Here is a 24525-nt window from a genome sequence, read left to right as displayed (position 1 = left end):
GTAGAAAAGGTCAAGTATGCAAACTACATCGAGTATAAGAAGATACTAAGGAGAGATTCCTTTTAACATTTTTTAGATGCTACCTTGTTTGAAGATAGCATCTAAAAAGAAAATCTAAGTGAAGAGAATGAAAAAAAATATAAACTCATATTTTTCCATATGAAATTTCATTTGTTTTATTTACATAATATCTTTACAATCATTTGATAAAATAAAGTCAACTGCATATTGTGAGGGTGGGTGGTTATCCCTTCTTTCCATTTGGAAGGAAAGGGGGTGATAATATGGAGTTTTTGTTTGACCTTGTAAAAGAATTTGTAAAAGCGACTGTACGTGAAGTTTCAGCGTATTTTTTGCGGAAGCAACTTCTGGGTAAGGACAACAAAAAACCCACTCCGCGCCGTAGGAAGCAAAAGGGTGGGTTTCGTAAAAAATAATAACGTATAATAACCACCACCCTATACGGTAGCAGTTAAGGAAGAGATGTTAGCGCATCTCTTCTTTTTATTATATGCCATTTTATTTGATGTCATACTTATATAGTATTCTACGGAAAATATATCATATTCCTATTTTGTGGTCAATTTGATTGCATGATTGAAAAGGTGTAGTCTTATTCCTTTTCAAACTGAAAAATATCCCGATTAATAAGTTGGTGGAGGTACCTATCCATTTCAGCAGCAGAAACGCTTTTTTTATTTTTAAACCACCATGTGCTTAATGAGGTGATTGCCCCTGAATAAAACTCAATGATTAAATCATTTGGTATCGTATGGTTTTTGCAAAGTTGATTTAATGCTTCTATTTCTTGTTTTCTCGTTTCGTGACTTAAATAATGTGTACGGGTAATAAATTGTTCATCAGACATTTGCGTTTCTAATATTTTACCGAGTTCTTCATGATGTAGGAATTGTTCCATTACTTGAAATGGTTTACTTAATCGATCTGAAACCGGTATTTCAGCAATCATCTTGCCGTATCGTTTAAATCCAAATGTTAATAAAGCATCTTTATCTTCAAAGTGTTTATAAAAGGTTGTTCGGTGTACCATTGCACGGTCACATATTTGGTTAATCGTGATCGTACTATATTTCTGTTTTGATTGCGTCATTAATTCAAATAAGGAATCCCACAGTAATTTATGTGTACGTCTAATACGTAAATCAAGTTGTTTTTCATTATCATTCATCTACAATTCTCCTTTTTTGTAGATTAAATATACAGTGGTTGAAAATTGATTCTCCCTTTTTAATCTACATATGTATATTATATTACATGTGTTTAGGTATATTTAAAGTTTTTTAAGTAAGAAACAGGAGGAGAATCTGTAAATGAATATGACAACTAAGAGCCCTGCAAGTGGCAAAGTTGATACTTCTAATTTGAAACATACCCCCATTTTAATTGCATTACTTTTAGGTGCAATGGTTGCATTATTAAATGAAACATTACTTGGAAATGCGTTAACGGTATTAATGAAAGAATTTGACGTAACGGCTTCAACGATTCAATGGCTTTCTACAGCATACATGTTAGTAGTTGGGGTTTTAGTTCCAATTACAGCATTACTTCAGCAATGGCTCACAACGAGACAAATGTTTTTGATCGCTATGGTAACGTTTTTAGTCGGTACATTAATTGCGGGATTCGCACCGACATTTTCCGTTTTATTAATTGGCCGTATCGTCCAAGCTGTAGCGACGGGGTTAATTACACCGTTATTAATGAATACGATTTTAATCATTTGTCCACCTGAAAAACGTGGTGCGACAATGGGATTAATCGCACTTGTGATGATGGCAGCTCCGGCAATTGGTCCTACGTTATCTGGAGTAATTGTGGATTCATTAAATTGGCGCTGGTTATTCTATATTGTTATTCCTATCGTGATCATTTCAATTATGATTGGGATAAAGTACATTCAAAATGTTTCAGAGTTAACAAGGCCAAAAGTAGATTACCCATCTATCCTTTTATCGACATTAGGATTTGGCGGATTTGTGTATAGCTTTAGTGCATCAGGTGATTTAGGATGGTCCGATGCGAAAGTATATGGCGCTTTAATTGTTGGGCTTATCTCATTATGTATTTTTGTCGTTCGACAATTAAAAATTGAGAATCCAATTTTAGAATTACGCGCATTTAAAGTTCCGATGTTTACATTATCAGTCGGATTAATTGTCATTGTGATGATGTCGTTATTTTCAACGATGACTTTATTACCGATGTTCCTGCAAACAGTTTTACTCGTTACAGCTTTTAAGTCAGGGATCATCATGCTTCCGGGAAGTGTTATTAGCGCTATAATGGGACCAATTGCAGGTAAACTATTTGATAAATTTAGTCCGAAAGTTATTATCGTTCCCGGCATTGTGTTAGTAGGGATTGCAATGTTCTTATTTAAAGGCATTACTCCTGATACATCAATGTTACAAATTATTATTATGCATAGCGTATTAATGGTTGGACTTATGTTTGTCATGACAGCACAAACATACGGTTTAAATCAATTAACACCAGATTTATATCCGCATGGAACAGCACTGTTTAATACGTTGCAACAAGTAGCTGGTGCAATTGGTACAGCTATCTTTATTTCGAAAATGTCTTCAGGAACAACTAAGTATATGGAAAGCTCCGCAAATCCACTGGATCCAGTAGAGAAGTTAAACGGTTTAACGTCAGGATTCCAAGGTGCATTTGCACTTGGGTTAATCTTTATTATTGTTGCATTTATCGTATCGTTATTCTTAAAAGAAGAGAAAGAAGGAGTAAAGGCAGCGAGGGTTTTACAGAACGAACATTAAGGTTTATATAAAAAAGACATCTTTCCCTAGAAAAGATGTCTTTTTTATATTTTTTTCGTAACACTTGTTTTGGGTGTCTTCATACATAAGAATTGGTATGTACAATAATTATCCTTTTTGAGAATAAGGATGCAAAGCCGTACCAATAACTAATAGTTCACCAGATGATTTAGTGACATCGTATATAGATTCTGTTATGAGAATAGGCATAGTCATGATTATAAAGTTATTATATTTGCATTAAAAGATTTGTACGTTTTTTATAGTAAAAATTAGAGATTCTTCAATAAAAAGGAATTAAATATGGTATTCTTTAGTTAAGATATTTAAACGAAGACAGGGGAAATGAAGATGGACAAGAAGCTAACGTATTGGCTAGCATCTATTATAGGGGGAGTAGTACTTGCAACTGGTATGACTTATGGAATGTTACAGTTTGTTGAAGTCCCGCTTAAGAGTGAGGACCATGTTTTTGCAGAGGTTAATAAAGAAGACATACTCTCGAATGAAGCAGAAGTGAAAGGCTCAAATGCACAACTTCACATTACAGTAACTTCTACTGAAGAAGAAGTGATTTCAGCTATGCATAGCATGACTCATCAAAAAGTAAAAGCGTGTGAAGGAAAGGGAGCAACCCCTATGTCCAAAAATAATGCAGAGAAAGTAAGAAACATTCTAAACGGAAACAATTTCAAGAATAAAGAAGAGCTATTAGCAATTACTGAAAGATGGGCAAATAGAGATTTTAGTAAAATTTTAGAAGAACATAACTATTTTATTAAACTTCAAGGTGGCAAGATAGGTGAAGCTACAGTGATGGATACGGTAGACGAGCAAGTATTCTGTCTCAATACTTTCGGTGAGGATGTAACGGCTGCATTAGTTAAATCAGGAGATCTTCAAGCGTTGTAAGGTGTTTTTTCTTTAATATAAAGAAAGCCTCAAGTATTCATATACTTGAGGCTTTTCTAATGGAAAGATAGGAATGATCCGAATTCCTTACATTAAGAACAAAGTGGAATTACTCCTAAACCAATTAATAAAGCTGCAGCAACTGCTGGAATTGGTACAGGAATTTGAATACCTTCTACAAATAAGAAATACTGACCACTTACTATTTTAAAACAAACTACTTGCATGGCTATTCCTCCCTTCTTTTAGAATTAATACATTATATTAATTAATCTATTTATTGATATAGTTAAATTATTCATTTTTAAAAATATAGTTAATATGTGAATAGTTTTCGAAAGGACCTGCTCAATCAATGCGGAAAAACATAAGATGAAACGAATCCATTAAAATACATGAGTGAACCTTAGTTTTCCCCTCTTATCTAAAGGAGGAACTATTATGGGTTATGGTGGTAGTTGTGGCGGTTGTGGCTTCTCGGGAGGCTTTGCTTTATTAGTTGTGTTATTCATTTTATTAATCATCGTTGGAGCTTCTTGCTTCTGCTAAAAACTATTGGAAAAGACACTCATATAGAGTGTCTTTTCTTTCGTGCAAAATGCTTCCTGATATTATCCAACTGTATATAGTATACGGTATACTTTTTCCTCATTAGACATATAAAAAGGTTGGAGGGATGTTATGAAACTAGTAGGGAAGCACATTTATATTCGGCTTTATAAAACTGATGATGCTAACGAGTTAGCTAACTTACATATTAGAAATCGCGAATTTTTTCAGCGAGTTTGTCCATTGCTCCCAGAAGTTTTTTATACAGAAGAACATCAAAAAATACGTCTCGAACAAGCTCTGAAAAAGACAGCTGAAGGGCAAGTATATCCTTTTGGAATCTTTTTAAGAGAAAATGATAAACTTATCGGAGGCATTTCATTAACTCAAATTGTTAGGGGAGACCTCCAAAGTTGTTATACGGGTTTTACTTTGGATAAGGAGCATAATACAAAGGGCTATACAACAGAGGCTCTTCAACTTGTTGTAGATTTTGCTTTTAGGGAATTAAAGCTACATAGAATTGAAGCAGGAGCGATGCTTGATAATATAGCATCTATTCGCGTATTAGAAAAAGTGGGATTTAAAAAAGAAGGTATAGCGAAAGAAAATATAAGGATTAATGGCAAATGGACAGATCATCAAATATTAGCTATTATCAACGACTTGGATGTGTAAGCTTATTTTGATTCCAATAACGATAATTATGTAAAGGGCTGTCTATATCGACAGCTTATTATATTTTTTGCTTAGCGTGATTTTTTCGGAATGCTGGCGGCGTCATTGATGGGCGTAAGTATACTGAACATGCGCTTGAAAGAATGGCGCCTGATACAATTCAGGTTCGAGCAGAACTTACAAAGCGTGCACGTGAAAGAGCTGAAAGGAATGGTTACACATTCGGATCAAAAGAATACATGGAGTAATTAAAAAAAGTTGATCCACGTGGTGTAACACCAAGTGTAGTAGAAGAAACAATTAAGCATGCTACTAAAAAACCCGGAAATAAACCTGGTCTATGGCAATACGATGGGAAAGATGTTAGAGTCGTATTGAATGATAATGGCGATGTTGTATCCGTTGTACCTAATAAATCGTGAATATTATAAATAAAGTGGATTGAGCCCATTCACGTAAGGAGTTGTTAAATTGAATATACAATATGATGAATATGAATTATTAGAAATATTCGAGAGTGAACCAGAAGATTATTTTATTCCAGGTGCAGGTGCATATAGATATAATAAAATAGATAAATTAGGTTTTGAATTAGTAATGATTATGTGTTATTACGAGGAAACTGTGGAATTAAATTTGTATTATAAAAATAAACGCATCTTTGAAACCAAGATGCATTCGGCGAAACGAATCTATACCCGTAATGACTCATTATATGTCCAAGGTGGCGTAGAAAACAAAACAATCGAAGTAAAATTCAAGCCACATTTTACAGTTACAATAAATGAGTTTTAAAAACTTGAAATCAATGTTCGTAAATATTCTGAACATGCTTTAGAAAAAATGGATCCGGATACAATACAAGTTCGCGCTGAATTAGAGGCACATTCCAAAAGTAGAGGGATATACAGAAATTTAAAGAATTTGTTAATCCTAGAGGTATCACACCTTCTGTAGTAGATTTTCTGTGCCTTTCCATCGGAAAATCAAGGCTGATATAAAAAATGAGTAGAAAAAACAAGGCTCTTACTTCGTGGATACCGCTACAAAGTAAGAGCCTTGTTTCATTATATTTGTTCATACAGTTTTCCTTGTAGTCTTCTGTTTTCATCCTTCAATCGCTTATTCTTTATCAATTTTTCGAACAGGTTGCTCCCAAAAGTTTTTTATACAACATAACATCAAAAAATACGTCTTGAACAAGCGTTAAAAAAGACAACTGAAGGGCAAGTATATCCTTTTGGAGTCTTTTTAAGAGAAAATGATACAATGAAGATAATATTAGGGAATTATGGGGATGATTACGTTGCTTACTTTGATAAAATTTGTAGTTAGTTATGCTGCAAGTCTATTTGCTTTTATTTTTGGATGGTTCTTAATTTCATATATTTTTAATCCTAGCTTTATTCACCCAGACGTTTTACAGGGGTTCATAAAAACTATCGTCACTTATGGTAGTATACCAGCTCTTATAGCTTGTCTAATTGGGGAAGTTTTATATAGGAAAATTAAACGATGTCGAGAGTTTCAATTTGGAATTCCTTTATTTATAGGACTAGCAGTTATCTATACACTTATACCATTTCTTTTTCTTTTTAATTTTTCTTTTTCATATTTCTTTGACTTCGTTGCACCTGTTATTATGGGTTCCTTAGCGTTTTATTTAGTACGTAGAAAAATATAATTTTCGTTTTGATGCATTATAATAGCTATCTCTGAATCACTAGTTTCAAAAAGCCTTCACGCAATGATGATTGCATGAAGGCTTTTGATGTTTTCTTATTTTTTTGTCTCGTTAACCCATGTAATAATGTCCTGGATGACGTATTCGGGAACGTTAGCAGGGATTTCGTATTCACTAGGAAGACTTAATTCCCCGTCACCCTCCGTGAAGAAATGATTCAATTTCGGGTATTTTTTGAACTGAATATTCCTGCGGTTTGCAAGCCCTTCTTGCCATTTTGTATATTCATTTTTTACTGTTACTTGATAATCACGTGCTCCTTGCAGAATGAGTAAAGGCTCTTTTCGTGATTTTGCCTCTTCAACTGGACGCCACCTAGAAACATCATACATAAAATGAGGTGACCCAAAATTGTAGCCAGCTGGAGGATGGTCAGGATTGAAAGTAGGGTCCTGAATAAAAGCAGCCTGTCTTTTTAGTTCATCGATTTCTTCCTGTGGTTTCCCAAGGTATTCATACTGATCAATGGCAATGTCAGTCAAAGGGCGTGCAGGTGGTGCGAGTAAGATACTTCCTCGAACAAGTGAGGAAGGCGCTTTGCTCAGTATACGCGGCATTGTGCCAGCTCCTTGGCTATGTCCGAGAATGAAAATATTATTTGGATCAATGCCTTCCTGCTGCGCTGCTGACTTTGCTGCATATATGGCATCATCTGTAGTATCACGGTCTAATGTAACAGGTTCTGCACTCATCTTTAATGCATGTTCTAAGGTACGTTTTTCATAGCGCAACACTGCAATTCCGTTGGATGAAAGGCCCACCGCAAGGTCTCGTAAGATTTTTGTTCCCAAATAGGTAGCATCGCGATCATGGATGCCAGCACCATGCACAAGAACAACGACGGGTACCTTTTCACCACGCTGATGCTTCGGAACTGTTAATGTCGCTGGTAACGGATAGGTAGAATTTCCAATGACGATTTCACGTTCTTGATAGGAGTCAGGTTGATCATAGCTAGGATGTGGGATGGTATAAGATTCTTCGGGTGGCCTTTCTCCAATTTCATCTACTTTCCCGCCAGGTGTGAATTTAAGGAGTAGCGGTATGGTAGTTCCTTCGGTAGCTGCTGGAATTTCTACCGTCTGATGGACCAAGTTTCGTTCTTTTATCACGGGGGTTCCCATGCTTTTTATCCCGCTCCAGCCACTTTGTGTCCACCAGTTTTGTAATGTGGTTGCTGTAAACTTGGATTGAAAAGCAGTAGACGTCAACTGTAGTGTCTCTGCATACTTACCTTGCTGGAGATATTCAAAAAATAATGATGTACGCTCCGTTAAAGAGACTAGTTTCTTTTCAGCAGATTGTTCTTCGCGTGTATCTGCGTGAATAGTTGTTGTAAGCGGGAAAGATGAAACGCCTAAAGAAAAGAGTAGGGGAAAGGTAAGTACTGATCTTTGTATTTTCTTTTTTTTATTCATGTTTTAACCTCCAATACGTGATGGTACAAAACAGGTATGGTAATTAGAATTCTGGTGCGAAAACTTCAAAATATTTGCAAGCAATCTCCAAAACTTGGACATACTCATATTATTATTCTAAAAAAACGTAGCTTTCTTCTCTTGTCACATGCATATTAATCCCAGAAATAATCTTTCTTCCTTCACTTTATATTTTGATTATACGAAACAAAGCTCTCGTTTTTCTTACTTGATACTTACAAATTCCTTAAGTAAAGGATATTTTAAAATCTTAGCTTGATGAATATGTAGCGGTACTCCTATGTTAAGAGATAGCTTAAGGACCGAGGATTATATTGTTTTTATAAAGGGTTGATGTTATGTTTGTTTTGTAACATATCGTGTTTTATGCATGTAGGAGGATTTATTGAAGAAATTATTAATATTGTTTTTATTAGCTACATTTTGTCTACAGATTACAGGATGTTCTAATAATATGGGTACACTAAGGGAGAAGTCTAAAACTTCAACAACTGTGAAGTCTAAACGCATCAATAAAGGGTGGTACAAACATATGTAATAGTTTGTATCACCCTTTGTTGATGATAGAAGTCATAAAGAAAAGACACCCTAAGGTGCCTTCCTTCGACTTGAACCATCTTAATTTTAATAATATATTGGACTCCCATCCAACTATTATTTTACCATGTTAAATTGTTTTATTCATTGAGAAATATGCTTTAAATATATATTTTAAAAAAATATATAGATTTGAACAATATGTATACGAGCCACATATCAAAAAAAGACACTCTCAAGAGTGCCTCTCCTTAGCAGCCGAATCCGCCGCCCCAACAGCTAGCGCCAACGATGATTAATAAGATGAAGAGCACAACAAGTAAGGCAAATCCGCCGCCGAAACCACAGCCTCCACCACAACTACCTCCATAGCCCATATTAACTCCTCCTTCCATAAAGACCATTTATTAATGGATTTAATTTAATTTATGTTTTTAAGGGTGAATGGAGCAGGTCCTTAAAAAAATAAAAGGATTTTGGAAGTTAAAAAGAGTTGACGATCTTATTTTTGTCACCGGAATTTTGTCTTCTACATATTGTATTTTATTCTGTGTATTGGGGGAAGGAGGATCTTATGGCTAATTCTGAGATGATTTTACGTTTACTTACGGATTTAAAGATTGAACAACAATTGTTGAAAGAACAGTTAGAGAAAATGCAAACAGCTGTGACTATTCTTGAAGAAAAGTCAGTGACGCTTAAAGAAAAACCAGCGACTCTTAAAGAAAAAACAATGACTCCTGAAGAAAAACCATCTGTTACAAAGCAAAGAGCTTTTTCTGGACGCCCAACATCTTTTCGTGATTGGAGAGCATCTAGTCAAAAAAATTAGGGAATGTTATGTGAAATGATAAATAAAAAAGTACAGTCTGCTGTAGAAAAGACTGTACTTTTTTATGTCAGTAGAGAATGTTAAGGGAGACGCATTTATTGGCCTATTCCACTTTTAATTGGAGTTCTTTATCTAACTTATCATTATTAATTTTTAAAGTTAATCCTTGCGTGTTTTTCGGTACATCAAATACAATGTTTCCTTCCGAACTTTCATTAGGATTAACAATATTAAATTTGAATGTGGAGATATTTGCAGCTTTAAGTACTGACTGATATTCATTGGAAATGTGATATTCTCTTCCAAATCCATCAATTAATTTAAAGTTGTTAATATCTAGTGTAATGGGTTCTTCTTTACGATTATAAACGGCGATGTCTAATACTTTAAAGACACCTTGTGCTTTAACTTCTCCAGTCCCTAGAACATCTAATGACTCGGCAGATCTCATTGACATGTATACATCAGAGGAATCTACATTGGTAGGAAGTTCTTTTTGCGGATCCTTGCTGCTAAGTTTGTCATTCTCTGTTTTTTTAGAAGTCGCCTGCTCATTTTTCGCAGGCGTATCATGTGAACTGCAAGCTGATACTCCAAACAAGAATGTGCTACATAATAATGATGCTAATAACTTTTTGTTCATCGTTTGTTTCTTCCTTCCAAAATAGAAGCACTTTTAATGAGTGCTATATATATTTGTCTTTATATGTATTACATTTTATATCTTATTATATTGATTTTGGAAGGAAAAGGGAAAGATTTGTGCGTTTCTCTGATTCGAATTATTTATCTGTCTAAAAGTTGAAATTAAAATGAGCCCCATAAATGATAAACCATTCCACTAACAAAAAACACTAATCCTAAAAATAAAACAATTAAAGCAAGCACTCCATTTTTATTATGTTCCATAAAATTAGCTCCTTTTTCATTTACTTACATACCAAAAGCCTTTAGTCGTAATTATGGCTAAAGGCCTTAATCTTCATACTTTGTAGTTTATAAAAAAGTTGTACTTCTGTATTAATTTGGAATATGATTATTTAAAGAGAAGGTGATGAGTACATGCAGGAAACAAAACAATTCCCGCTTATATCGGGAAATCTCTCATTAGATTTAGTAAATACAGAGTTAGTTAGGCGTGGACAACGTTATGATTTATTAATAACAGATGAAGATGTATTAGAATGGCTACATGTAATAAAGGTTAATCTTCCTTTTTGGAATGAAAAAACACTTATAGGAATTCAGAAGCGAATGGATCAAGTTACATCTAGCATATTAGAGGTAAGAGAAGTATTGAGAAAACAGTTTGAGGCAATTGCTGATCAGCAAGAAATTTCTAATGATTTTATTACGTATTTAGAAAAACAAATTGAGAAGGCACCATTTACATATAAAATCATTGAACAGCAGCTAGTATCTATCCCAGTTGGAGAAATCGAGGATGTACTCGCATCGTTAATTGCATTTGACGCTTTAACGTTAATAGCAGAAAATAAGCTTATTTCCCTTAAAAGGTGTTCAAATCCTGACTGTGTTTTATTATTTATAGATAAGAGTGGAAAACGAAAATGGTGTTCTATGAAAATATGTGGGAACCGGAAAAAGGTAGCAAAATTTCAGGATCGAAAATTTGAGGAAGTTTAGAGAATCAACTTATAACAGTTGATTCTTTTTTTGTATTTTAAAACTAACCCCTTAAATTAATATTTATAGGTTAGTTATGCCGGGTTATAATTGTTGGTAAATAAAGGAGGAGAACGATGGATAATATAACAGCAACTAAGCAGAAAGATCCTCAACCAATAAGTGTACGATATTTTACAAAAATGAAAGGGAAAGGAAGAAGCCCATTACAAGTAAATGTAAAGGACTCTTTAACGGGACTACTAGGGGGATTTTTAACAATTCTTACCTTAACATATTTAACGAGCATAACCTCTACAGAATTATTAATGGCTCCATTTGGTGCGAGTTGTGTATTAGCGTTTGGAGTTTGGAATGCGCCATTATCTCAGCCGCGTAATATTATTGGAGGACATTTGATTTCAACTTTCATTGGTCTATCAATATATCATTTGTTTGGGAATGAATATTGGACAATTGCTTTAGCGGTGGGGATGGCAATAGCCGTTATGATGTTAACGAGAACGACGCACCCTCCGGCAGGCGCCGATCCGATTATCGTTATTTTAGGGGCAAATAGTTGGAGTTATTTAGTAACACCAGTTTTAATTGGCTCCGTTGTTATTGTAGTTATTGCTTTATTCATTAATAATATGAGTAGTAAAAGAAGTTATCCAACTTTTTGGATGTAGTTTGTGAAGTGAAAAATAATTTAATTGAGTATTCTATTCTTACTATGTTTTATTTTTTATATAGTAAAAGCCTTAGTCGTAATTGTAGCTAATGGCTTGGGTCCTCATACTTTGTAATTCATAAAGAAAAGACACTTTAAAGTGTCTTCTACAGATTTGAATTATTTAATTCATGTAATTAATATTCGTTAGCATAAAACTCTTTTATTAATTTTATTTCATTTGTATCTGGATTAAACTTAAATATTTTAATTTGATTCGATTCGTCTTTGTATGCAAATGTATTCTCACCAACTTGGGTCATATTGCTGGTGTTTAAAATAGGATCGCTACCGTGATCAGTAATTTCCACAGTTTTCTCACGATCCCAGAATGCAATGACAATAATCAAAATGATAAGACATACCCGTATAAAACGTAATTCTCTTGTAACAGGATGTTCCATCTGTTTGTCTCCTTTACTGTTTGATAGAGTTTGTTTATAAAAGAGATAATTGCAATGAATATAAATAAAAAAGACACCGTAAAGTGTCTTTTTTATTTTAGTTATGCGCATTACTTAATAAGACGCTAGTTCCTCAGTCTGGCTATGAGTAACTATGTAGGGTAATTCCATTATAACATTTTAACCAGTAATGGGTCTATATGGAATTTAATTGATTTTCTTTTTGATTATTCAGAACGATTAATCGGGTATTTGGATGAAGGAAGCGGTGAGGAAGAAGGGACTTAACTTGTTTTAGAAGAGTGTCTTCTTTTTTGTATCATTGTGAGTAAAGTGTAGAGTTATATTTCCCTTTACACGAACATAACGGTATAATATAGTTAAGTTAAGTGAACTTAACTATTAAACAAAACGAAATAAAAGCATGGAGGAATAACGCTATGACTAGAACGTATAAAGAAGTAATTAATGAAATGAACCGAGCTTATAATGAATTCTACATTTTACTATTCCAGGAGTTAAAAGATGAATTCGGTCTTACAGGACAGCAAGAGAGCATGCTATTTCATATTAATTTAAATGAAAACACGACAGCAAATCACATTGCGACTACTTTTAATATATCAAAAAGTGCCGTTAGTCAAGTTTTATCTAAATTGGAGAAACAGAAGATGATTTCAAAACAAGTAAACCCTAATAATAAACGGGAGTATTTTCTTACACTTGGTCCAAACGGTAGTAAGTATATAGAGCGGTTGTTGGAGTTAGATGATGTATTAATTGAGAAATATTTTTCTAAAATCGATATAAACGCCCTAGAGCAAATGACAGATACGTTAACGAAAATAAATAAAGTCATATTGGAAGAAAAACAGAAAGATCTTGATTGTAATGAGTAAGAACGTAGATGAAGCAATTAGTAGAAAGGAGGAGAAGTGTATTATGAGTTTCATACCAAATATGATTACGATAGCAAATTTTGTATGTGGGCTTTTAGCTATTTACGCTGTTTTCGTTCACGATATTTATTTGGGAGCAGTTTTTATTATTACAGGTATGTTGTTTGACTTTTTAGATGGTATGGTCGCTCGGAAACTTGATTCTGTTTCGGAAATTGGTGGAGAGTTAGACTCATTTGCGGATTTAGTTACTTTTGGTGTGGCACCGTCTATTCTGGCATATAGTGCCTCGTTAAAAGATTTGCAGTCTATCGGGATGATATGCGCGCTTGCTTACAGTATTTGCGGCATGCTTCGGCTTGCAAGATTTAACACACAGCAAAGCAAACTCCCGACCTTTATCGGCATGCCAATCCCATTCGCGGCAATGTGTCTCCTCATTTTATGTTTTTTAAAGAATCCAGTTTCCGTGGCGTTTGGTACATGCGTACTCGCTTATTTAATGGTAAGCAAAATCAAATTCCCTCATTTTAAAAAAGATATAGCTGAAAGCTTGAAGCCTGGAAGATTGGATTGATGATACGGGATTACAATGAGAAAGATAAAGGAGTATAACATGATTCGTATGGCATTAAGATCATTCAACATACAAATGTATTGTTTGCTAGGCGTAATGTTATTGGGATGGCTTGTGACACCTTTTTCAGCCCAGTTCGTAGGGATAAGCATTGGCCTTTTAGTAAGTATGTACTGCGCCTGGATTTTAGGAAGGCGTATTGAAAAGTTCGGAGATAGCATTGTAAAAAAAGAAAAAGCACCGATGCTTGGAATGATAAATCGGTTCGCAGCCGCAATACTCGGCGCGATTATTATGTATGAAATTGAACACCATGAATTCATGTGGACATTCGCTGCTGGAATTATGAGTGGGTATTTCTTGGTTATTATTAATTTGGGGTATTACAGTATGAGGGATGAGAAGGGATAAAGTGAAACCTAAGTTTAAGCATACTGTTGCCTAACAACGAATAGAGGATTAGTAATTAGAGTAATAATAAAATCTAACATAAAATTTAAGAAAAATTTTATATTTCCCCCACTTTTTATTTTAAAAGTTTTTTCTATCCTATAAACAAGTTACATCAAGGAGGAGACTGAAAATGAATAAGTGGGGATTTTTTATTTTTAATATATTCCCTATATTCGAAGACAAAGTAGAAGATTAAACATATGAACAAAGTACTGGTTCTTAAACTATATTCTAAAATAATAGATGAAAATGTAAAGTTAGGGATTCCACATGCATACAGGAGTTTTGATGAGTTATTTGTATACTTATTTTTTTACAATTATGTTTTGTATTTTATTTCAAATTGGATTTTATTTTAAAGCGAAAAGAAACATATCTATTCGGCATTTTCTATGGGTATATGTTTTTCTGTTCTACCTTTCGTTAGTGTATAAGGTGACGCAGATTGCAACTGTATGGGATATAAGTAGATATGAAACGTGGATTCGTGTAAGTCAAATCAACTTGACTCTATTTGATACGGCAGGTAGTACTACGTATCTTTTGAACATCGTACTGTTTATGCCGTTCGGTTTTTTATTACCGATGATTTGGCCGTATTTTAGAAAAATAAAAAACACGGTATGTGCAGGATTCTTTTTTTCATTGGCAATTGAGTTAAATCAATTGTTAAATAATAGAATTACAGATATTGATGATTTATTTACGAACACCCTCGGGGCGATTATTGGGTATTTATTATATAGAGCTTTAAAAATGATATTTAAAAGAGAGGGGGAAAAGCTTGATACCAGCTCTTCTCTAGTTATAAAATACGAGGCTATTTTTTGTTTAGTATGTTCATTTGTAGGAGCGATGTTAATTTATCATCCAGCTTTATTTGGAAGACCTGTCATCATTCAGTGAGGCAATTACGAATTTCTTTTGAATGCTCGAGTGATATTTCAATTTGCAAAAAGCCTTTAACTTGTTATAGTTAAAGGCTTTTATCATCATAATTTTTACTTACCAATTACCCACTCTAACATCCGCCTTCAACCACTTCACCCAATCCAAATCCTCTACCTTAAGCAAACTAAGCGAAACACCCTTCATATCTAAAGAAGTTAACAGTGTACCAACCTTTACGAATGCGACTTGCAATCCTTCAAGTTCACACAAACGGCGAATGTCGTTTGCGAAAATGTATTGTTCCATTAATGGAGTTGCGCCGAGTCCGTTAATGAGGATAGCGAAGTTGTCTCCTTTTCTCCAGCGATAAATGCTTTTTAGTTTGTTCATTAGTTCGATCGCTAATATTTCAGAAGAGGATAGTGCTTCTTTACGGTAACCTTTTTCTCCGTGAATGCCGACGCCATAAAACACTTCATCGTCATTTAATGTGAATGAAGCTTTTCCTTTTACTGGATCGTTGACAGGGGAAAGAGCAACTCCTAATGTGTGTAAGTTTTTAGTGATAGAGCGGCCAAGTGTTGTTAGTTCTTCTAGAGAATGGCCTTCAAGAGCGGCCGCACCAAGTATTTTTTGAACGAAAACAGTACCAGCGACGCCGCGTCTTCTTTTATTAAAAGAAGCATCATCTTCAATTGAAACGTCGTCATTTACGATGATGTGGTCAATTTTTCTTCCTTCTTCTTTAGCGATCTGCTTTGCCGCAAGAAAGTTCTCAACGTCATCTTTAAAGTTTTTAATAATGAATAGTATACTTTTATCTTTTGGCATAAGGCGAGTTGCCGCCGCAATTTGTTCCACTGTAGGCGGAGTGAAGATGCTTCCGTTTACTGCCGCTGTAAGCATACCTTTTCCTACATAGCCAATATCAGCAGGTTCATGTCCGCTACCACCGCCACTTATAATAGCGACGTCTTGCTTCATTTTTTCGATATCTTTTACATAAATGATGTTATTCGTTTCATCGTAATTTACTTTGTCGTTATGTTCAAAATAAAAGCCGTGCAGCATATCTTGAACGATATTTTGTACATCATTCATAATCTTTTTCATTGCTTTTGCCACCCTTTAATTACTTTGCTGATTGCTCCAGTAATAGTAGTAATTGATTGTTTATCATATTTTTCATAAGAGAAGACATAATGGAAGGATCTACTTCGCACTTACTTTCAATCCAATCTTTTATCGTTCCAACGAAGCCGTGACTATAAAAGGAGGCAATCGTATTTTTTGTCTCATCAGAAAGGCTGAATCCACAGCTCACAGATAGTTCATCGATAATCTTCATATATAAGTTTTTCGTATGCTCAAATAAATAGTGATTAAACGAGTTTTGCTCAATGACTTTAAAAGCATTTCGGTAAAATTTTTGATTTTCATAAAAGTAATCAAATAATAAATCGAAAATGTTTTCCCACGTTTCATAATCGAGAAAGTCGATAATGTTTTCCTTCGTTTCTTCTCTATAAATCCAGCTTAATAGTTCAAATTTATCTTTAAAATGATAATAAAAAGTTTGCCTACGCATTTGACAGTGTAACATAATATCGCTCACTGATATTTTATGAAACGACTCTGTTTCCATTAAATACTTCAATGAGTTCGCGATTATCTTTTTAGAAATTATAGAAGAGGTCATCTGAATCATCCCTAGAATGTTATTAATATGAAAATCCTATCTATAAATGAGAGCGGTGTCTTTAGACAGATTGTCCATTTTGTCCGTTTACTATAAAACGCTTTCATTTTAACATGGTTAGTAAGAAGAAGATTTCAAATATATCACAATATATTAAAGGAATTGAGGGAGAACTACAATGAAAAAGATTATAAACAAACCAGAAACATTAGTAATGGAAATGTGCAACGGAATGGTTATGGCTCATCCAGAGCTTGAGCTTTTGAAAAAATATAAAGTGATTAAGAAGAAAGAAATGAACGAAAATAAAGTAACGTTAATTAGTGGAGGCGGTAGTGGTCACGAGCCGGCACATGCAGGATTAGTCGGAAAAGGAATGTTAGATGCGGCAGTGTGCGGAGATGTGTTTGCGTCACCTTCACAAATTCAGGTATACCAAGCGATTAAAGAGACAGCTAGTAAAAAAGGTACGTTATTAATTATTAAAAATTATAGCGGCGATATTATGAATTTCAAAAACGGTGCGCATTTAGCGACGGAAGATGGAATTGAAGTCGACTATGTAAAGGTGGACGATGATATTGCGGTAGAAGATAGCCTGTACACAGTAGGACGCCGCGGCGTTGCGGGCGTTATTTTAGTTCATAAAATTGCTGGCGCAGCAGCGGAAGCAGGTATGGATTTAGGAGCGGTGAAAGCTGTAGCAGAAAAAGCAGCGGCTAACGTGCGCACAATCGGTTTAGCATTAACGTCTTGTACAGTTCCAGCGAGTGGATCACCTACTTTCACACTTGCGGAAGATGAAATGGAATACGGTGTAGGTATTCACGGCGAACCAGGAATTAAGCGTGAAAAAATGCTGTCAGCAGATGAACTAGCGAACCGTATGACAAATGACCTTGTAAAAGATTTAGGAGTAAAAGATGGCGAGGAAATCGCAATTCTAGTTAACGGTTTTGGCGGAACACCACTGCAAGAACTTTACTTATTTAACAACGCAGTTACGAGAGAACTAGCTGCAAGAAACATTAAAATTAATAGAGTATTCGTCGGTAACTATATGACAAGTATTGATATGGCTGGTATGTCTTTAACGGTAATGAAGTTAGATGAAGAGCTAAAAACATTACTATCAAAAGAATGTAATACACCAGCGTTTAAAGTAGACGGTCCAGTTGAAAGTGTAGAGTACGTAAATGTACTTGAAGAGACAGAAGAGAAGGAAGTTTCATTTGAACTAGAAACTGCGGAAGAGCACGCTGTTATTAAAGATAATGTTATTACATTAAACAACATGATTTATCTCGTTGATAAAATGAGCGATATTATTATTAAAAATGAAGTACCGTTCTGTGAGCTAGATACGCATGCTGGTGATGGCGACTTCGGAATGAGTGTGGCAAAAGGATTTAAGCAGTTAAAACGTGAGTGGCATTCGATTGTAGATCAAGAGAACGTAACGATCGGATCATTCCTTGACGGTTGTTCGATGATTATTATGGAACATTGTGGCGGTGCATCTGGTCCAATTTGGGGCGGTGCATTCCGCGCTGCTAGTAAAGCTGCGGGCGAAAAACGTGAGTTAACAGTGAAAGAATTCGCTGAAATGCTGCAAGCAGCATTGCAAGGCATCCAATCGATCGGTGAAAGATCATTCGGCAGAGGAGCAGTAGTTGGTGACAAAACACTTGTTGACGCACTTGCTCCATGTGTAGACTCTTGGTTAGATAGCGCCTCAAACGAAGTAGACGTAAAAACTGCCTTTGAAAAAGGAGCAGAAGCAGCGGTCAAAGGAGCAGAGTACACGAAAGAAATCGTAGCTCGCATGGGCCGCGCTGGTACAGTTGGCGAAAGAAGCTTAGGATATCCAGATGCAGGTGCACATGCACTTGGGGTTATCTTTACGGAGATTGCAGGTAGTTTGAAATAGGGGTGATACAATTTTCGCTCCACAGTAATTCTCTTACTGTGGAGCGAATTTTAAATTATGATTTAATTGTTTTTTTATAAAATAAAAAGCTATCTTCACTCGTGTATTTTGATTGGAGCAGTATGTAATAATGTTAATTGTGTACAAACCTTATTAAAAGCTAAATATCATAATTGTATTTAAATCGATGATAGCATATCTTTTAAAAAGGTAAACCGTTGGCGTGGCTTTTCTTTAAGTCCTTTTAGAAAAATATTTAACTCCCCAATAATTGTAACTTCCTTTTTAGCACGAGTAATCGCTGTGTATAATAAGTTGCGATTCATCATAAGTGTATACGAGCTTGAAATTGGAAGCAGAACATGGGAGAATTCGGAACCTTGAGATTTGTGAACTGAGAAGCAATAAGCTAATGCAAGTTCATCTAGTTCTTCCTTATCATAAAAAACTGCTTTTTCACCGAAATCAATGATTAATTTTTCTGGTTCTTCAACTGTTTGTTCATTATTTTGTAATGATATGCTTGCTGGCAGAATACCAATCACCATTCCTAGGTCCCCATTTAATACATCTTTATTACTATCATTTTTTAATTGTATCACTCGGTCACCTACATAAAATTCATACTGCTTATTGGCATATCCTGTTTCCATAAAGGAATGAGAGGATGGGATTTTTTGGGTGATTAATAAATTTTGCATATGTTTATTAATATTAGTAATCCCTTGCTCTCCTCGATGAATGGGAGCAATAATTTGAATGTTTTCAAATGGAATACCCCGGTCAAGGATAGAAAATACTTCGGATTCAATTGTTTTTACAATGTCATCTTTAGTTGTTGGATGCCATTTTACATCGTCGCTAGTTTTAATGAGTTTTTTTGAAATATCACCTTTCCGAATAGTGGCAGCTAAATCAATTATCATTGAGTGCTGTTGTTGACGAAATGTAGTGTCCAATTCAATTGTTGGAAAAGCATTAGACTTGATAATATCTTCAAATACATTTCCAGCTTTTATAGGAGGAAGTTGTTCTTTATCACCCACTAATATAATTCGATCTCCTGTGTGCAATTGTTCAAGGAAACGGCTCATAGTAGAAATGTCCATCATTGACATTTCATCGATAATAAAGAGCCGGTTCTCAGTATTCTTATCATCTGATTGTTGATTTAATAAGAAGTGATGAATTGTTTGAGCTGGAATTTCTGTGATTTCTGTCATTCTTTTTGCAGCTCGGCCAGTTGGAGCTAGTAAAACAACCTTATTTAAAAGTTGATGAAAGTCATAAATTTCGAAAAAGCGATTATATAGCATTAAAATCGCTTTTATAATTGTACTTTTACCTGTTCCTGGTCCTCCTGTAATAACAAGCACATTGTTGCGCATGGATTCAATAATTGCTATTTGTTGTTCATCAGATAAACTGAAAGGTAACCTTCTGTGTATATTAATAAAATGATCTAATAACATATCAGTATCCTCTTCTGTTAGTTGTGTTTTGAAAGAGCATAGAAGGGATAGTTTTTCTGCAATAGTTTGCTCGTAACTATGATATCTTGCTAAATAAATACGGTTTTCAATTTGACGAATTTGACCAATTTCAGTTGTGAAATCTTCTAATTCATTTACATCGGTAGAAATAAGTTCAGTCAAATTTGCATCTAGTACTTCTGGGGGATATTGCACACCATCTTGATTGAATAAAATTTGTCCTGTCTTCTTTATAACATATGCTTTCATTGCAAAAGTACTTCCATCATGTTCGTAAATTTCGTGTAGGGCGTACTCAATAGCGCCTTTAATACGGCGATTATCTGTTCCGCGTATGTTGATTTTCTCTGCAATTTCATCTGCCCTTTTAAAACTAATACCGCGTATTGTATTTGCAAGACAATATGGATTTTCCATAATCCTTTGTACAGATGCATCTCCATATAACTGGAAAATTTTCTTTGCTAGATTCAAAGAAATTCTCCATTCATGAAGTTTAGTAATAATCTTTTGCATTCCTAAATTTTCGATAATAGTTTCTTGAATTGTTGCAATTGTTTTTTGGGGGATACCTTTAATTTGGCTCAACACTTCAGGTGAATTAACAATTTTAATTAAACAATCCTCTCCTAATGTTTCTACAATCTGCTCTGCTCGTTTTCTTTTAATCCCTTTGAAAAGACCAGAGCTTAAAAACTCTATGACATGAGCTGAGTTTATAGGAATATCACGAATATATGTATCGCATTTGAAAGACATACCGTATTTTTTACTAATTTCAACAGTGCCAAAAAATTTATAGGTTTGGTCTTTCTCTGGAGGTGTGGAATGAAAAATAACTCGTATTTTATCTTGACTTATATCTATATTTGTTTCCTGGATAAATACATCACAGATACAGTAGGGCGATAGTGGGTTTTTATAATTAGCGTAGACTGTATCTGTAACTGTTCCAATAATGTATTTAATTTTTTCAGCGTAAATTTCTTGCATTAAAAATTCTCCTTTACAGTAAAACACTTGTTGTTTAGAAACTATTTAATAAAAATTAATAGTAAAGAATTTTTTATAGGAAGTAGCTTTCTTTGTTCTATTAACTTTTAAAAATTATATTAATACAATTGATATAAACATGATATTTGGTGATTTAGTATATAGTTCGTAAAATTCTAATTATATAATATATTTTGGCGTATTTGTAGTTTTTTAGGGAAGAACTATAATAAGAGATGTATTAGGAGACAGGATTATTATTTTGGTTGGTATTCCCACGAGGGGGGACGGGTAGTGGCTTTAATTTATCGTGTGTTAGTACCGAGTAAGCAATGGTGGTACTTTCAATGATGATGCCGTTCATTATATATTGAAAGATGGATTTATTTTAAACAATTCTTTATCATGATAGTTGCTCAGGTTTTACAATGTTCCCAGAAAAGGTGTTAACGTTTATGAAATTAGATAGTCGCGTTCCGCACAACCAGTAAAGCAGCAGGCGAAAAACGTGAGTTAACAGTGAAAGAATTCGCTGAAATGTTGCAAGCAGCACTGCAAGGCATACAATCTATCGGTGAAAGATCATTCGGTAGAGGAGCAGTAGTGGATGATAAAACACTTGTTGACGCACTTGCTCCATGTGTAGACTCTTGGTTAGCTAGCGCTTCAAACGAAGAAGACATGAAAACTGCCTTCGAAAAAGGAGCAGAAGTAGCAGTTAAAGGTGCAGAGTACACGAAAGAAATCGTAGCTCGCATGGACCGCGCCGGCACAGTTGGTGAAAGAAATTTAGGATATCCTGATGCAGGTGCGCATGCACTTGGAGTTATCTTTACGGAAATTGCGGGTAGTTTGAGATAAAAGTGATGTTAATTTGATAGAATCCCCTTCATGGTAAGTTGTTTACTGTGGAGGGGATTTTTTATAGTTGATGGTATAGAAAATTTCTTCAGGTACCCTTTTTGGAGTATTGTCATGTATGCTCTTTATATAAATGTATGTATTTTTATACGACTAGGGATTTTAAAGGAAGTTAAAAAATGAGTTCAAGTAAGTATGGAATTTAGGTTGTTTAATTGTTTAGTGCTCCAAAATTATAGTTGGAAATTTTGTGAGATGTTTCGAGGAGAAATAAAGATATTGTTCTATAGGGTGTACCATTCGGTGTTGTGGATAACGCCAGACATACAACGAATGCGTCGCAATTATTCTATATTTGGTGTATTAATTAAGTCGAGGGGTGTTATTAGATAGTGACTATTACGTAAATAAACTCGTCTTCTATTATGTAAAATAATCTTAGGTAAATGATATACTAGTATTATAGTAAATTCTTACAAAGGATAAGGTGCAAAATGAATAGATTAGCTTATGTGGTTGGAATAAGTGAATATATAAAGTGGCCAAGTTTAAAAAATCCAGTAAATGATGCGGAAACTATGAAGGAAGTCTTAGAAAATGCAGGCTTCGATGTAAAAGTATTTAACAATACTGAGTATGCAACGCTTTCAAGTTGTATAGCTCAATTTAAATTTGAACTGAGAAATTATGATATAGGTTTATTCTATTTTGCAGGACACGGAATTGAAATAAATGGAGACAATTATTTAATTCCGTCAAATGCAGAGCAAAATACGAACGAAAGTATCTCCGCTACTTCAGTTAATATTTCATCTATGGTTAAAGAAATATCATTATCAGATGAAGGTGTTTTTATACTAATTCTGGATGCATGCAGAACAAAACTTTTTACTGCCGGAGTACGGGGATTTAGAGAAACGGGGTTGAAAAATTTCACGAATACTCCGATTGGAACTTTTATTTCATTTGCAACGGGCCCAGATTCAACGGCGAGTGATGGTAATGATGATGATTCTAATGGGTTATATACAAAGGTATTAAGCAGTCATATTCTCGTGGAAGGCTTAAAAATTGAGGAGCTATTTAAAAAAGTGAGAAAAGAAGTAGTTAGTGCATCAAAGAAGAAACAAATTCCTTGGGAACATTCTTCTTTAATGGGGGATTTCTATTTTATAGAGCCTAAAGCAAAGTTTATTGAACCGTTGAAAACAGAAAGTGATATGCAGGAAAAAGAATATGCGGATGATTATGAAGAAGACAAATACGAGCAACATAAAGAATTCTACTACAATACATTAGATGGAATTAATCAGCGCATTGAAACAATAAAATATAAAGAGTTTTACATCGTTAGTAAGGTTAGAACTCAAGTTAATCAATATACTAGTGGGAATATTCATTGGTGGGGTAAAGGAGGAGAAGGGTATACTGATAATTTAAAGGAAGCAGGGAAGTTTTCTAAAGAAGATATAAAAGGGAAAATTGAACCATATAATTTCACTTTACGTTTTACTAAATCTTTTGCTATACCAGTTCAAATAGTTGATGAACTATTTGAACAATCTAATGATTATGTTCAATATAATAGGGGTGTTTTAGATGAATTTGAAAGTGTAGAACCTTCTATAATTGGTGATCTTGAATGGAATTTACCCGAGATTATGTACTAGATATTTGTAGTTACAATGGGAAAAGGTTAGAGGAAAGAGATAAAAAATTTGTGAGAGTAATTAGGGGATGGAGGACACAAAACAAACTGTTGTTGTAGCTTAAAAGGAAATAGTGGCAGAAAAAAAGAAATCTAACTGGGTATTTTTGGGATAAATGAATATGTCAGATAGAAACGAATAGATCCTTGCTCGTTTTATGAACTAGGATCTTTTTTGTTTGACTTAAGATGATTTTTCCTGTTTTGTGTAAAGTTAATTGTAAAATGACAAATTGTATTATTAAGTGCAACACTTAAGAAAAACAATATCAATCAACTTTTATTTGTCTAGTCTAAAGCCTATTTCCATGGCCAATTTGATTTCTTCACATATGTACTACATATCAGTAATTTGTTCAGTATCATTAAATTTAAAAATACCAACTTCATCCCACTCTAAAAAAAACTTTTCGCCAGTAGCTGCTTAAAGGATCGCGCTGGTACAGTTGGCGAAAGAAGCTTAGGATATCCAGATGCAGGTGCACATGCACTTGGGGTGATCTTTACGGAGATTGCGGGTAGTTTGAAATAGGAATTGGAAAGTCCCTCTGCCTTAAGGTGGAGGGGTTTTTATATAGTTGATATGTAGAAGACTTCTTTCGGTTCTTTCTCAGTAAAATATGAGTTTGTTACTATTTTTGATAAAATCTTATTTCAAAAATACAACTAATATTTCTCAACATTAATATATTGAAAATAGTTAGAATATTTAAGATAATCATTTGTGAAGAAGTAAATTATAAAAAAAGGGGGAATTTAT

Annotated in this window: 25 protein-coding genes and 4 pseudogenes; 20 read left to right on the top strand and 9 right to left on the bottom strand. The window is 34.4% G+C overall.

Features of this window, described 5'->3' with window-relative positions:
- Window positions 1–284 precede the first annotated feature (284 nt).
- On the top strand, window positions 285–437 hold the full coding sequence (locus tag IQ781_RS10805; protein WP_000394757.1) for a hypothetical protein: 153 nt from the start codon (window positions 285–287) through the stop codon (window positions 435–437).
- A gap of 176 nt (window positions 438–613) precedes the next feature.
- Here the strand turns inward: IQ781_RS10805 and IQ781_RS10800 are convergent, their stop codons facing one another.
- Window positions 614–1189, bottom strand: a complete 576-nt coding sequence (locus IQ781_RS10800; protein WP_000999319.1) for a TetR/AcrR family transcriptional regulator — start codon at window positions 1187–1189, stop codon at window positions 614–616.
- Window positions 1190–1331: 142 nt separating this feature from the next.
- Here IQ781_RS10800 and IQ781_RS10795 point away from each other — a divergent pair, with 142 nt between their 5' ends.
- Together IQ781_RS10795 and IQ781_RS10790 are read left to right on the top strand one after the other, a co-directional pair.
- Window positions 1332–2807 (top strand): MDR family MFS transporter, encoded by a 1476-nt coding sequence (locus IQ781_RS10795; RefSeq protein ID WP_139846942.1) that lies wholly within the window; start codon window positions 1332–1334, stop codon window positions 2805–2807.
- Between the two features lie 351 nt (window positions 2808–3158).
- Window positions 3159–3719: a PRK06770 family protein gene (locus IQ781_RS10790; RefSeq protein ID WP_139846943.1), complete on the top strand. Its 561-nt coding sequence runs from the start codon at window positions 3159–3161 to the stop codon at window positions 3717–3719.
- Between the two features lie 92 nt (window positions 3720–3811).
- Here IQ781_RS10790 and IQ781_RS28165 read toward each other — a convergent pair whose 3' ends face one another.
- Window positions 3812–3946, bottom strand: a complete 135-nt coding sequence (locus IQ781_RS28165; RefSeq protein ID WP_001198456.1) for a hypothetical protein — start codon at window positions 3944–3946, stop codon at window positions 3812–3814.
- Window positions 3947–4160: 214 nt separating this feature from the next.
- Between IQ781_RS28165 and IQ781_RS10785 the strand changes: the two genes are divergently transcribed.
- From IQ781_RS10785 to IQ781_RS10765, 6 genes and pseudogenes are all read left to right on the top strand, one after another.
- Complete coding sequence (locus IQ781_RS10785) at window positions 4161–4268, top strand: YjcZ family sporulation protein (RefSeq protein ID WP_000540375.1); 108 nt, start codon at window positions 4161–4163, stop codon at window positions 4266–4268.
- A gap of 132 nt (window positions 4269–4400) precedes the next feature.
- Window positions 4401–4946: a GNAT family N-acetyltransferase gene (locus IQ781_RS10780; RefSeq protein WP_139846944.1), complete on the top strand. Its 546-nt coding sequence runs from the start codon at window positions 4401–4403 to the stop codon at window positions 4944–4946.
- A 95-nt stretch (window positions 4947–5041) separates the two neighbouring features.
- Window positions 5042–5368 (top strand): annotated as a pseudogene (locus IQ781_RS28310) (hypothetical protein); the annotation flags it as partial.
- A 49-nt stretch (window positions 5369–5417) separates the two neighbouring features.
- Window positions 5418–5741 carry a hypothetical protein gene (locus IQ781_RS10775; protein ID WP_001025898.1) on the top strand — a complete coding sequence of 108 codons (324 nt, stop codon included), beginning with the start codon at window positions 5418–5420 and terminating at the stop codon, window positions 5739–5741.
- A 321-nt stretch (window positions 5742–6062) separates the two neighbouring features.
- A pseudogene (locus IQ781_RS10770) lies at window positions 6063–6218 on the top strand (GNAT family N-acetyltransferase); the annotation flags it as partial.
- 25 nt (window positions 6219–6243) lie between these two features.
- Entirely contained in the window at window positions 6244–6630 is a 387-nt protein-coding gene (locus tag IQ781_RS10765; RefSeq protein WP_000631589.1) for a hypothetical protein, read from the top strand.
- 95 nt (window positions 6631–6725) lie between these two features.
- Here IQ781_RS10765 and IQ781_RS10760 read toward each other — a convergent pair whose 3' ends face one another.
- On the bottom strand, window positions 6726–8108 hold the full coding sequence (locus tag IQ781_RS10760; protein WP_139846945.1) for an alpha/beta hydrolase family protein: 1383 nt from the start codon (window positions 8106–8108) through the stop codon (window positions 6726–6728).
- An 809-nt stretch (window positions 8109–8917) separates the two neighbouring features.
- Window positions 8918–9043 (bottom strand): YjcZ family sporulation protein, encoded by a 126-nt coding sequence (locus tag IQ781_RS10755; RefSeq protein WP_000540377.1) that lies wholly within the window; start codon window positions 9041–9043, stop codon window positions 8918–8920.
- A 197-nt stretch (window positions 9044–9240) separates the two neighbouring features.
- Here IQ781_RS10755 and IQ781_RS10750 point away from each other — a divergent pair, with 197 nt between their 5' ends.
- Window positions 9241–9498: a hypothetical protein gene (locus tag IQ781_RS10750; RefSeq protein WP_000013694.1), complete on the top strand. Its 258-nt coding sequence runs from the start codon at window positions 9241–9243 to the stop codon at window positions 9496–9498.
- A 103-nt stretch (window positions 9499–9601) separates the two neighbouring features.
- Here the strand turns inward: IQ781_RS10750 and IQ781_RS10745 are convergent, their stop codons facing one another.
- Window positions 9602–10141, bottom strand: a complete 540-nt coding sequence (locus tag IQ781_RS10745) for a DUF4352 domain-containing protein (RefSeq protein ID WP_065211911.1) — start codon at window positions 10139–10141, stop codon at window positions 9602–9604.
- Window positions 10142–10560: 419 nt separating this feature from the next.
- Between IQ781_RS10745 and IQ781_RS10740 the strand changes: the two genes are divergently transcribed.
- Window positions 10561–11145, top strand: coding sequence for a CGNR zinc finger domain-containing protein (locus IQ781_RS10740; protein WP_001158435.1), 585 nt, complete (start codon window positions 10561–10563; stop codon window positions 11143–11145).
- Window positions 11146–11261: 116 nt separating this feature from the next.
- Window positions 11262–11816: an HPP family protein gene (locus IQ781_RS10735; RefSeq protein ID WP_000368844.1), complete on the top strand. Its 555-nt coding sequence runs from the start codon at window positions 11262–11264 to the stop codon at window positions 11814–11816.
- Window positions 11817–11994: 178 nt separating this feature from the next.
- On the opposite strand, the gene IQ781_RS10730 is transcribed toward IQ781_RS10735, so the two are convergent.
- Window positions 11995–12261, bottom strand: a complete 267-nt coding sequence (locus IQ781_RS10730) for a YmzC family protein (protein WP_050252196.1) — start codon at window positions 12259–12261, stop codon at window positions 11995–11997.
- A gap of 440 nt (window positions 12262–12701) precedes the next feature.
- On the opposite strand from IQ781_RS10730, the gene IQ781_RS10725 reads away from it, so the two are divergent.
- The 4 genes from IQ781_RS10725 (at window position 12702) to IQ781_RS10710 (ending at window position 15096) form a co-directional block, all read left to right on the top strand.
- Complete coding sequence (locus IQ781_RS10725) at window positions 12702–13160, top strand: MarR family winged helix-turn-helix transcriptional regulator (protein ID WP_139846946.1); 459 nt, start codon at window positions 12702–12704, stop codon at window positions 13158–13160.
- Window positions 13161–13203: 43 nt separating this feature from the next.
- On the top strand, window positions 13204–13737 hold the full coding sequence (gene pssA, locus IQ781_RS10720; RefSeq protein ID WP_033695667.1) for a CDP-diacylglycerol--serine O-phosphatidyltransferase: 534 nt from the start codon (window positions 13204–13206) through the stop codon (window positions 13735–13737).
- 39 nt (window positions 13738–13776) lie between these two features.
- Window positions 13777–14148, top strand: coding sequence for an ATP synthase subunit I (locus tag IQ781_RS10715; protein WP_000620610.1), 372 nt, complete (start codon window positions 13777–13779; stop codon window positions 14146–14148).
- 312 nt (window positions 14149–14460) lie between these two features.
- Window positions 14461–15096 (top strand): VanZ family protein, encoded by a 636-nt coding sequence (locus IQ781_RS10710; protein WP_139846947.1) that lies wholly within the window; start codon window positions 14461–14463, stop codon window positions 15094–15096.
- A 99-nt stretch (window positions 15097–15195) separates the two neighbouring features.
- Here the strand turns inward: IQ781_RS10710 and dhaQ are convergent, their stop codons facing one another.
- Both dhaQ and dhaS read right to left on the bottom strand, forming a co-directional pair.
- A complete protein-coding gene (gene dhaQ / locus IQ781_RS10705) occupies window positions 15196–16194 on the bottom strand; it encodes a DhaKLM operon coactivator DhaQ (RefSeq protein ID WP_050292818.1) in 999 nt (332 codons plus the stop codon).
- Between the two features lie 19 nt (window positions 16195–16213).
- The gene (gene dhaS / locus IQ781_RS10700; RefSeq protein WP_000204220.1) at window positions 16214–16780 is read right to left on the bottom strand and encodes a dihydroxyacetone kinase transcriptional activator DhaS; all 567 of its coding nucleotides are present in this window, start codon (window positions 16778–16780) and stop codon (window positions 16214–16216) included.
- Window positions 16781–16958: 178 nt separating this feature from the next.
- On the opposite strand from dhaS, the gene dhaK reads away from it, so the two are divergent.
- A complete protein-coding gene (gene dhaK, locus IQ781_RS10695; protein WP_102847961.1) occupies window positions 16959–18710 on the top strand; it encodes a dihydroxyacetone kinase subunit DhaK in 1752 nt (583 codons plus the stop codon).
- A gap of 179 nt (window positions 18711–18889) precedes the next feature.
- Here dhaK and recD2 read toward each other — a convergent pair whose 3' ends face one another.
- Window positions 18890–21196 carry an SF1B family DNA helicase RecD2 gene (gene recD2 / locus IQ781_RS10690; RefSeq protein ID WP_242808299.1) on the bottom strand — a complete coding sequence of 769 codons (2307 nt, stop codon included), beginning with the start codon at window positions 21194–21196 and terminating at the stop codon, window positions 18890–18892.
- A gap of 471 nt (window positions 21197–21667) precedes the next feature.
- Between recD2 and IQ781_RS10685 the strand changes: the two are divergent.
- The 3 genes and pseudogenes from IQ781_RS10685 to IQ781_RS10675 form a co-directional block, all read left to right on the top strand.
- Window positions 21668–22057, top strand: a pseudogene (locus IQ781_RS10685) (DAK2 domain-containing protein); the annotation flags it as partial.
- Window positions 22058–22551: 494 nt separating this feature from the next.
- The gene (locus tag IQ781_RS10680; protein WP_079004236.1) at window positions 22552–23727 is read left to right on the top strand and encodes a caspase family protein; all 1176 of its coding nucleotides are present in this window, start codon (window positions 22552–22554) and stop codon (window positions 23725–23727) included.
- Between the two features lie 471 nt (window positions 23728–24198).
- Window positions 24199–24297: pseudogene (locus tag IQ781_RS10675) on the top strand (DAK2 domain-containing protein); the annotation flags it as partial.
- Window positions 24298–24525 lie beyond the last annotated feature (228 nt).

The sequence above is a fragment of the Bacillus sp. N447-1 genome (assembly GCF_022701035.1).
In the GTDB taxonomy this organism is placed as follows: Bacteria; Bacillota; Bacilli; order Bacillales; family Bacillaceae_G; genus Bacillus_A; species Bacillus_A cereus.
Note: the sequence above shows the minus strand (reverse complement) of the source record. Positions and strands in the feature narration are given on the sequence as shown.

What these genes read in the sequence shown, in the direction of transcription:
- IQ781_RS10750 (WP_000013694.1), top strand. Translation starts at nt 9,241, where the DNA reads ATGGCTAATTCTGAGATGATTTTACGTTTACTTACGGATTTAAAGATT.
- IQ781_RS10800 (WP_000999319.1), bottom strand. Translation starts at nt 1,189, where the DNA reads ATGAATGATAATGAAAAACAACTTGATTTACGTATTAGACGTACACAT.
- IQ781_RS10795 (WP_139846942.1), top strand. Translation starts at nt 1,332, where the DNA reads ATGAATATGACAACTAAGAGCCCTGCAAGTGGCAAAGTTGATACTTCT.
- IQ781_RS10735 (WP_000368844.1), top strand. Translation starts at nt 11,262, where the DNA reads ATGGATAATATAACAGCAACTAAGCAGAAAGATCCTCAACCAATAAGT.
- IQ781_RS28165 (WP_001198456.1), bottom strand. Translation starts at nt 3,946, where the DNA reads ATGCAAGTAGTTTGTTTTAAAATAGTAAGTGGTCAGTATTTCTTATTT.
- IQ781_RS10765 (WP_000631589.1), top strand. Translation starts at nt 6,244, where the DNA reads ATGATTACGTTGCTTACTTTGATAAAATTTGTAGTTAGTTATGCTGCA.
- dhaK (WP_102847961.1), top strand. Translation starts at nt 16,959, where the DNA reads ATGAAAAAGATTATAAACAAACCAGAAACATTAGTAATGGAAATGTGC.
- pssA (WP_033695667.1), top strand. Translation starts at nt 13,204, where the DNA reads ATGAGTTTCATACCAAATATGATTACGATAGCAAATTTTGTATGTGGG.
- IQ781_RS10780 (WP_139846944.1), top strand. Translation starts at nt 4,401, where the DNA reads ATGAAACTAGTAGGGAAGCACATTTATATTCGGCTTTATAAAACTGAT.
- dhaQ (WP_050292818.1), bottom strand. Translation starts at nt 16,194, where the DNA reads ATGAAAAAGATTATGAATGATGTACAAAATATCGTTCAAGATATGCTG.
- IQ781_RS10805 (WP_000394757.1), top strand. Translation starts at nt 285, where the DNA reads ATGGAGTTTTTGTTTGACCTTGTAAAAGAATTTGTAAAAGCGACTGTA.
- IQ781_RS10715 (WP_000620610.1), top strand. Translation starts at nt 13,777, where the DNA reads ATGATTCGTATGGCATTAAGATCATTCAACATACAAATGTATTGTTTG.
- IQ781_RS10785 (WP_000540375.1), top strand. Translation starts at nt 4,161, where the DNA reads ATGGGTTATGGTGGTAGTTGTGGCGGTTGTGGCTTCTCGGGAGGCTTT.
- dhaS (WP_000204220.1), bottom strand. Translation starts at nt 16,780, where the DNA reads ATGACCTCTTCTATAATTTCTAAAAAGATAATCGCGAACTCATTGAAG.
- IQ781_RS10740 (WP_001158435.1), top strand. Translation starts at nt 10,561, where the DNA reads ATGCAGGAAACAAAACAATTCCCGCTTATATCGGGAAATCTCTCATTA.
- IQ781_RS10755 (WP_000540377.1), bottom strand. Translation starts at nt 9,043, where the DNA reads ATGGGCTATGGAGGTAGTTGTGGTGGAGGCTGTGGTTTCGGCGGCGGA.
- IQ781_RS10760 (WP_139846945.1), bottom strand. Translation starts at nt 8,108, where the DNA reads ATGAATAAAAAAAAGAAAATACAAAGATCAGTACTTACCTTTCCCCTA.
- IQ781_RS10745 (WP_065211911.1), bottom strand. Translation starts at nt 10,141, where the DNA reads ATGAACAAAAAGTTATTAGCATCATTATTATGTAGCACATTCTTGTTT.
- IQ781_RS10790 (WP_139846943.1), top strand. Translation starts at nt 3,159, where the DNA reads ATGGACAAGAAGCTAACGTATTGGCTAGCATCTATTATAGGGGGAGTA.
- IQ781_RS10680 (WP_079004236.1), top strand. Translation starts at nt 22,552, where the DNA reads ATGAATAGATTAGCTTATGTGGTTGGAATAAGTGAATATATAAAGTGG.
- recD2 (WP_242808299.1), bottom strand. Translation starts at nt 21,196, where the DNA reads ATGCAAGAAATTTACGCTGAAAAAATTAAATACATTATTGGAACAGTT.
- IQ781_RS10710 (WP_139846947.1), top strand. Translation starts at nt 14,461, where the DNA reads ATGCATACAGGAGTTTTGATGAGTTATTTGTATACTTATTTTTTTACA.
- IQ781_RS10725 (WP_139846946.1), top strand. Translation starts at nt 12,702, where the DNA reads ATGACTAGAACGTATAAAGAAGTAATTAATGAAATGAACCGAGCTTAT.
- IQ781_RS10730 (WP_050252196.1), bottom strand. Translation starts at nt 12,261, where the DNA reads ATGGAACATCCTGTTACAAGAGAATTACGTTTTATACGGGTATGTCTT.